Raw genomic sequence first — 6353 nt, forward strand, 5'->3', positions numbered from 1 at the left:
TCATGAGAGACGTCAGACCAGTCCTCGGTGCTGCTGCTATGGCGGCCGTCTTCGCGCTTTGGCATGGCGGCGCATTCGCACAGATGAACCATCAGCACGCGTCGGAAGCCGCGTGCGAGGAGACCGTCCTGCGCTGCGCGAGCAAGGTCACGCCCGCGTTCGGACCTGACGGAACACTTTGGCTGGTCTGGATGGCCGGCGGCCAGATATCCGTCGCAAGCTCGAAGGACGACGGAAAGACCTTCTCTGTGCCGGTGCAGGTCACGCGCGAGAACCTGAATCTGGATTGGGGCCCGGACGCCCGTCCGAAGATCGCCATCGATCGCAAGGGCCGGATTGCGCTGGCGTTCTCGATCTTCAGGGACAAGGCCTTCAACGGTCAGGTGCTCACCACGCAATCGAATGATGGTGGTAAGAGCTTCGCCCCCTTGCGCCCGATCACGTCGAACAACGAGAGCCAGCGCTTTGCGGCCATCGCGTTCGAGCCTGACGGCACCGTGTTCGCGGCCTGGCTCGACAAGCGCAACCGCGTGCCTGCGCGGCAGAACGGCAAACCCTACGACGGCGCCGGCCTGTTCTTCGCGACATCGAAGGATGGCGGCTCGACTTACTCCGACGCGCAGCTTGTCGCCGACAACACCTGCGAATGTTGTCGCCTTGGCTTGGCCCTGGATGGCGCCGGCCGCCCGGTCATCGTGTTCCGGAATATCTTTGAAGGTGGCGTCCGCGATCATGCCGTCGTCACCTTCAAGGATCCGGCGTTGCCGGGCGAGGTCCACAGGGTCAGCCGCGATGACTGGCAGATCGCGGCCTGCCCGCATCACGGACCGAGCCTGTCGATCTCGCCAAGCGGAACCTATCATGTCGCCTGGTACACGAACGGGAGGGCGCGTAAGGGGCTGTTCTATGCGCGCTCGACCGACGGCGGAAAAACCTTCTCGAACCCGCTGCCGATCGGCGAGCCAAACCGAAGCCCGTCGCGGCCGCAGGTCATCGCGGGACCGAATGGGCTTATGATGGTCTGGAAGGAGTTCGACGGGGAGAAGACGGAGATCAAACTGATGACGTCGCAGGATGATGGAGCGAGCTGGTCGACGTCCAGGGGCATTGCCAGTACGACGGATAGTTCCGACCATCCGCTGCTCGTCTCGGACAGTCGGCGAGTCTATCTGTCCTGGATGACGAAGGCCGATGGATATCGTTTCCAACCAATCGAGGGTGAGCCATGAAACGCGAACTGCTTGCCGCAGCATTTCTGTTGGGGACGTTGTCTATCACAGCAGCAGCGGAGGATGCCGAGCTCAAGCCATTCGAACGCGGAAGCTGGCAGCAGATCGTGCATTCACACGCCGGTCGTCCGACCCTGGTTCATTTCTGGGGCGTGACCTGCGGTCCATGCAAGGTCGAGCTACCGCAGCTCGGCCAGTTCATGAAGGACCATCCTGGAATCGATGTAGTCACGATCAGTGCGGATCTGGTGCCAAATCTCCCCGACGCAACGCGATCGATGCTGCAGAAGGCCGGGCTGTCTCCGGCCGAGAACTGGATGTTCAGTGATGGCTTCGCCGATCGGCTGCGATTTGAGATCGATCCGGCCTGGCAGGGCGATATTCCGCGGACGATGCTGATCGCGCGTAGCGGCGCAGTCACCACGATCGAAGGATCGGCCGAGATGCCGGAGCTCGACAAGTGGGCGCAAGGACAGGCCGCGACGACAGGATCAAGACAATAGGTCAATCTGGAATACGGGATAGAACAACATGAAAAAACTCTCTTCCATCATTACGCTCGCTCCGCTCCTGGTCGTTCTGTTCGGTGTCCCCGCGCAGGCCGAGGACGTCAAGGCCGGCGATCTCGTCATCAGCCAGGCCTGGAGCCGGGCGACGCCAAGCGGCGCGAAGGTCGCGGGCGGCTATCTCACGATCGAGAACAAGGGCTCCTTGCCGGATCGGCTGGTCGGCGTCTCCGGCGAAGTCGCCGGCAAGCTCGAGGTGCACGAGATGACGACCGAGAATGGCGTGATGAGGATGCGCTCGCTGGAGAAGGGACTCGCGATCGAGCCCGGCAAGACCGTCAAGCTCGCGCCCGGCGGCTATCATCTCATGATGTTCGATTTGAAGAATCCGCTGAAGCAGGGCGACAAGGTGCCGGTCACGCTCGAATTCGAGAAGGCGGGCAAGGTGACGGTGTCGCTCGACGTGCAGGCCGTCGGAGCGCAGACCCCTGGCGGCGATCATGGCGGTCACATGGAGATGAAGAAGTCGCACGATCATTCCGGCTCCAAGATGTGAGGCCGGGCAGGAGGATCAATTCGAGGGCGGGGTGAACAGCCGGTAAGGTTTGCTTTACCCACCCCGCCGATCTCATTACAAATCGGCGCAATGCCCGCAAATCGGCTCATTTGCCGGCTTTTTCGGGCTTGTCGGCCTTGTGTTTTCGCATGTGATCCGGTTTCACTGCGTTCCTCTTGCCTCCTCGAACTGATTCCTGAGTGCGCCCATGCGATTGTCGCGGTTTTTCCTGCCGATCCTGAAAGAAAATCCGAAAGAGGCGGAGATCGTCTCGCATCGCCTGATGCTGCGCGCCGGCATGATCCGGCAGGAGGCCGCCGGCATCTATGCCTGGCTGCCGCTCGGCTTCAAGGTCCTGCAGAAGATCGAGCAGATCGTGCGCGAGGAGCAGGACCGCGCCGGCGCGTTGGAACTGCTGATGCCGACCCTGCAACTGGCCGACCTCTGGCGCGAGAGCGGCCGCTACGACGCCTATGGCCCGGAAATGCTTCGCATCACCGACCGCCACAAGCGCGAGCTGCTTTACGGGCCGACCAACGAAGAAATGATCACGGAGATCTTCCGTGCCTATGCCAAATCGTACAAGAGCCTGCCCCTCAATCTGTACCACATCCAGTGGAAGTTCCGCGACGAGCAGCGTCCGCGCTTCGGCGTGATGCGCGGCCGCGAATTCCTGATGAAGGACGCCTATTCGTTCGACCTCGACGAGGCTGGCGCGCGGCGCTCCTACAACAAGATGTTCGTCGCTTACCTGCGAACGTTTGCGCGGATGGGGCTGAAGGCGATCCCGATGCGCGCCGAAACCGGGCCGATCGGCGGCGACTTGAGCCACGAGTTCATCGTGCTGGCGGAGACCGGCGAGTCCGGCGTGTTCTGCAACAGCGACGTGCTCGATTTGCCGATCCCGCCCGACGACGTCGATTATGACGGTGATCTCACCCCGATCATCAAGCAGTGGACCTCGGTCTATGCCGCCACCGAGGACGTCCATGATGCCGCACGTTTCGAGCGCGAGGTGCCTGATGACAAACGAGTGCACACCCGCGGCATCGAGGTCGGCCAGATCTTCTATTTCGGCACCAAATATTCCGACACCATGAAGGCGCTGGTCGCGGGCCCCGATGGCGCGGAAGTGCCGATCCATGGCGGCTCCTATGGCGTCGGCGTCTCGCGACTGGTCGGGGCCATCATCGAAGCCTGCCACGACGATGCCGGCATCAAATGGCCGGAGGCGGTGGCGCCGTTCAAGGCGGCGATCCTGAACCTGAAGCAGGGCGACGCCGCCGTCGATGCCGCCTGCGAGAAGCTCTACGCCGATCTGAAGACCAAGGGCGTCGACGTGCTTTATGACGATACCGACCAGCGCGCCGGCGCGAAATTCGCCGCCGCAGACCTGATCGGCATCCCCTGGCAGATCCTGGTCGGCCCGAAAGGCCTTGCCGACGGCAAGGTCGAGATCAAGCGGCGCAGCGATGGCGCACGCGAAAACCTCGCGCTCGACGACGCGCTTGTGAAGATCGCGGGATAGCGTTTATCCACCGCGCCCGCGTGCGGTTGGTCAGTCCGGCCACATTTGGCCCGAATCATGGGATTATCGACACATGGATGAGACCATGACCGAGAAAGTCCGCACCCCGCCCTTTGCGCCCTTCGAATGGCTGCTGTCCGGACGTTACTTGCGGGCGCGTCGCAGGGAAGGTTTCATTTCCGTCATCGCCGGCTTTTCCTTTCTCGGCATCATGCTCGGCGTCGCCACGCTGATCGTGGTGATGGCTGTGATGAACGGCTTCCGCAAGGAATTGCTCGACAAGATCCTCGGCCTCAACGGCCATCTCCTGGTCCAGCCGCTGGAATCGCCATTGACCGACTGGAAGGATGTCGCCGAGCGCATCAGTCAGGTGCAGGGCGTCCGGCTTGCGGCGCCGGTGGTGGACGGTCAGGCGCTGGCGTCCTCCGCCTTCAATGCCTCCGGCGTGCTCGTGCGCGGCATGCGGGCTGAAGATCTGAACAACCTGTTCTCGATCGCCAAGAACATCAAGCAGGGCAGCCTCGAGAACTTCGACGAAGGGCAGGGGGTCGCAATCGGCCGCCGCCTCGCCGATCAATTGTCGCTGCATGCCGGCGACAGCATCACCCTGGTGGCCCCGCGCGGTGCGGTGACGCCCATGGGTACGACGCCGCGCATCAAACCTTACAAGATCGTGGCGGTGTTCGAGATCGGCATGTCTGAATATGACTCCGGTTTCGTGTTCATGCCGCTTGCAGAATCGCAGGCCTATTTCAACCGCAACAATGACGTCACCGCGATCGAGATATTCACCACCAATCCCGATCGCATCGATACGTTTCGCAAGACGGTGACGGAAGCGGCGGGGCGGCCGGTGTTTCTGGTCGACTGGCGGCAGCGCAACTCGACCTTCTTCAACGCGCTGCAGGTCGAGCGCAACGTGATGTTCCTGATCCTGACCATGATCGTGCTGGTCGCCGCGCTCAACATCGTCTCCGGCCTGATCATGCTGGTGAAGGACAAGGGGCAGGACATCGCGATCCTGCGCACCATGGGCGCCTCGCAAGGATCGATCATGCGCATCTTCCTGATCACGGGCGCCTCGATCGGTGTCGTCGGCACCATCGTCGGTTTCCTCGTGGGCATGCTGATCTGCGTGAACATCGAATCGATCCGGCAATTCCTGTCCTGGCTCACCAACACCGAATTGTTCGATCCGACGCTCTACTTCCTGTCGAAGCTGCCGGCCGAGATCGATTTCGGCGAGACCGCGGCCGTCGTCATCATGGCGCTGACGCTGTCGTTTTTGGCGACGCTCTATCCGTCGTGGCGGGCTGCGCGGCTCGATCCCGTTGACGCGCTGCGGTACGAGTGAGGGCTGAGATGGCGGAGGGGGCGCAAGATGTGCCGGTCATCTATCTCCACGAGATCAAGCGCCAGTACCGGCAGGGCGAGGCGACGCTGACGATTCTGGACGGCGCCAAGCTCGCGCTGTGGCCGGGGCAATCCGTGGCGCTGGTGGCACCGTCGGGCTCGGGCAAATCGACGCTGCTGCACATCGCTGGCCTGCTTGAGACGCCCGACGATGGCGAGGTCTATGTCGGGGGCACGCCGACCTCGCAGATGTCGGATATCGATCGCACCCAGATCCGCCGCACCGATATCGGTTTCGTCTATCAGTCTCACCGGCTGCTGCCGGAATTCTCCGCGCTGGAGAACGTGATGCTGCCGCAGATGATCCGCGGCCTCAAACGTTCCGAGACGGTGAAACGCTCGACCGAGATCTTGTCGTATCTCGGCCTCGGCGACCGCATCAAGCATCGGCCGGCCGAGCTCTCCGGCGGTGAACAGCAGCGGGTCGCCATTGCGCGCGCGGTCGCGAATGCGCCGCGAGCGCTGTTGGCGGACGAGCCGACCGGCAACCTCGATCCGCAAACCGCCGACCATGTCTTCAACGCGCTGATGCAATTGGTGAAGGCGACGCGGGTGGCGATGCTGATCGCGACCCATAACATGGACCTTGCCGCCCGGATGGACCGCCGCGTGTCGCTGGCGAACGGGCAGGTGGTCGAACTCGATTGAGCGCTCAGTAGATGCGGCGATATCGCTTGTGACGCCGCTGCGACGGGTCGGCGTAGGCGTTGGCCACGTAAGGATAAGCGTTGGCCGCGTAAGGATTGACCACGCACTGCGCCGCCCGGCCCGACGCCGACATCGCGCATTGCGGCAGCGAAGTGTAGCGGCAATCGTAATAGTTGACTGGGCCGTAGACATGCAGGCAGACCGGATAGCTCGGATCATAGGTCTGCGCGCGGGCGGATGGTGCCGCCGCGACCATGCCAAGCGCGATGATCGCCAACATCGAAATACGCATCAGCTCCTCCCGCGGTAGGACGACTCCTCGGTCCTCCGATCGCTAACCCCGCACGGAACAAAGTATTCGCGGGCGCGACCGTCAATTCACGTTCCCGCGCCGATCACTTGGTCTCGCGGCGCGGAGGGCGTGTTCCGACTCAATCGCTGAAAGGTTCGAAAAAGGGGACTGGGGCGGGGAC

Annotated in this window: 7 protein-coding genes; 6 read left to right on the forward strand and 1 reads right to left on the reverse strand. The window is 62.6% G+C overall.

Annotated features, from left to right (window positions below; all coding sequences use genetic code 11):
• The first annotated feature begins 2 nt into the window (after positions 1-2).
• From J6497_RS26020 to J6497_RS26045, 6 genes are all read left to right on the forward strand, one after another.
• Positions 3-1229, forward strand: coding sequence for a sialidase family protein (locus J6497_RS26020; protein WP_376708274.1), 1227 nt, complete (start codon positions 3-5; stop codon positions 1227-1229).
• On the forward strand, positions 1226-1732 hold the full coding sequence (locus tag J6497_RS26025; RefSeq protein WP_225707126.1) for a TlpA family protein disulfide reductase: 507 nt from the start codon (positions 1226-1228) through the stop codon (positions 1730-1732). The genes J6497_RS26020 and J6497_RS26025 overlap by 4 nt, the downstream gene beginning before the upstream one ends.
• A 28-nt stretch (positions 1733-1760) precedes the next feature.
• Positions 1761-2291 (forward strand): copper chaperone PCu(A)C, encoded by a 531-nt coding sequence (locus J6497_RS26030; protein ID WP_225707127.1) that lies wholly within the window; start codon positions 1761-1763, stop codon positions 2289-2291.
• A 208-nt stretch (positions 2292-2499) separates the two neighbouring features.
• A complete protein-coding gene (gene proS, locus J6497_RS26035; RefSeq protein WP_225707128.1) occupies positions 2500-3819 on the forward strand; it encodes a proline--tRNA ligase in 1320 nt (439 codons plus the stop codon).
• 73 nt (positions 3820-3892) lie between these two features.
• On the forward strand, positions 3893-5173 hold the full coding sequence (locus tag J6497_RS26040; RefSeq protein ID WP_225707129.1) for a lipoprotein-releasing ABC transporter permease subunit: 1281 nt from the start codon (positions 3893-3895) through the stop codon (positions 5171-5173).
• A gap of 8 nt (positions 5174-5181) precedes the next feature.
• Complete coding sequence (locus J6497_RS26045) at positions 5182-5880, forward strand: ABC transporter ATP-binding protein (RefSeq protein WP_225707130.1); 699 nt, start codon at positions 5182-5184, stop codon at positions 5878-5880.
• Positions 5881-5884: 4 nt separating this feature from the next.
• Here the strand turns inward: J6497_RS26045 and J6497_RS26050 are convergent, their stop codons facing one another.
• Positions 5885-6172 (reverse strand): DUF3551 domain-containing protein, encoded by a 288-nt coding sequence (locus J6497_RS26050; protein WP_225707131.1) that lies wholly within the window; start codon positions 6170-6172, stop codon positions 5885-5887.
• Positions 6173-6353 lie beyond the last annotated feature (181 nt).

It is taken from the genome of Bradyrhizobium cenepequi, from assembly GCF_020329485.1.
In the GTDB taxonomy this organism is placed as follows: Bacteria; Pseudomonadota; Alphaproteobacteria; order Rhizobiales; family Xanthobacteraceae; genus Bradyrhizobium; species Bradyrhizobium cenepequi.

Bases quoted from the DNA above. Each gene is read 5' to 3' on its own strand.
- J6497_RS26045 (WP_225707130.1), top strand. From the start codon at position 5,182: ATGGCGGAGGGGGCGCAAGATGTGCCGGTCATCTATCTCCACGAGATC.
- J6497_RS26040 (WP_225707129.1), top strand. From the start codon at position 3,893: ATGGATGAGACCATGACCGAGAAAGTCCGCACCCCGCCCTTTGCGCCC.
- J6497_RS26030 (WP_225707127.1), top strand. From the start codon at position 1,761: ATGAAAAAACTCTCTTCCATCATTACGCTCGCTCCGCTCCTGGTCGTT.
- J6497_RS26020 (WP_376708274.1), top strand. From the start codon at position 3: ATGAGAGACGTCAGACCAGTCCTCGGTGCTGCTGCTATGGCGGCCGTC.
- J6497_RS26025 (WP_225707126.1), top strand. From the start codon at position 1,226: ATGAAACGCGAACTGCTTGCCGCAGCATTTCTGTTGGGGACGTTGTCT.
- J6497_RS26050 (WP_225707131.1), bottom strand. From the start codon at position 6,172: ATGCGTATTTCGATGTTGGCGATCATCGCGCTTGGCATGGTCGCGGCG.
- proS (WP_225707128.1), top strand. From the start codon at position 2,500: ATGCGATTGTCGCGGTTTTTCCTGCCGATCCTGAAAGAAAATCCGAAA.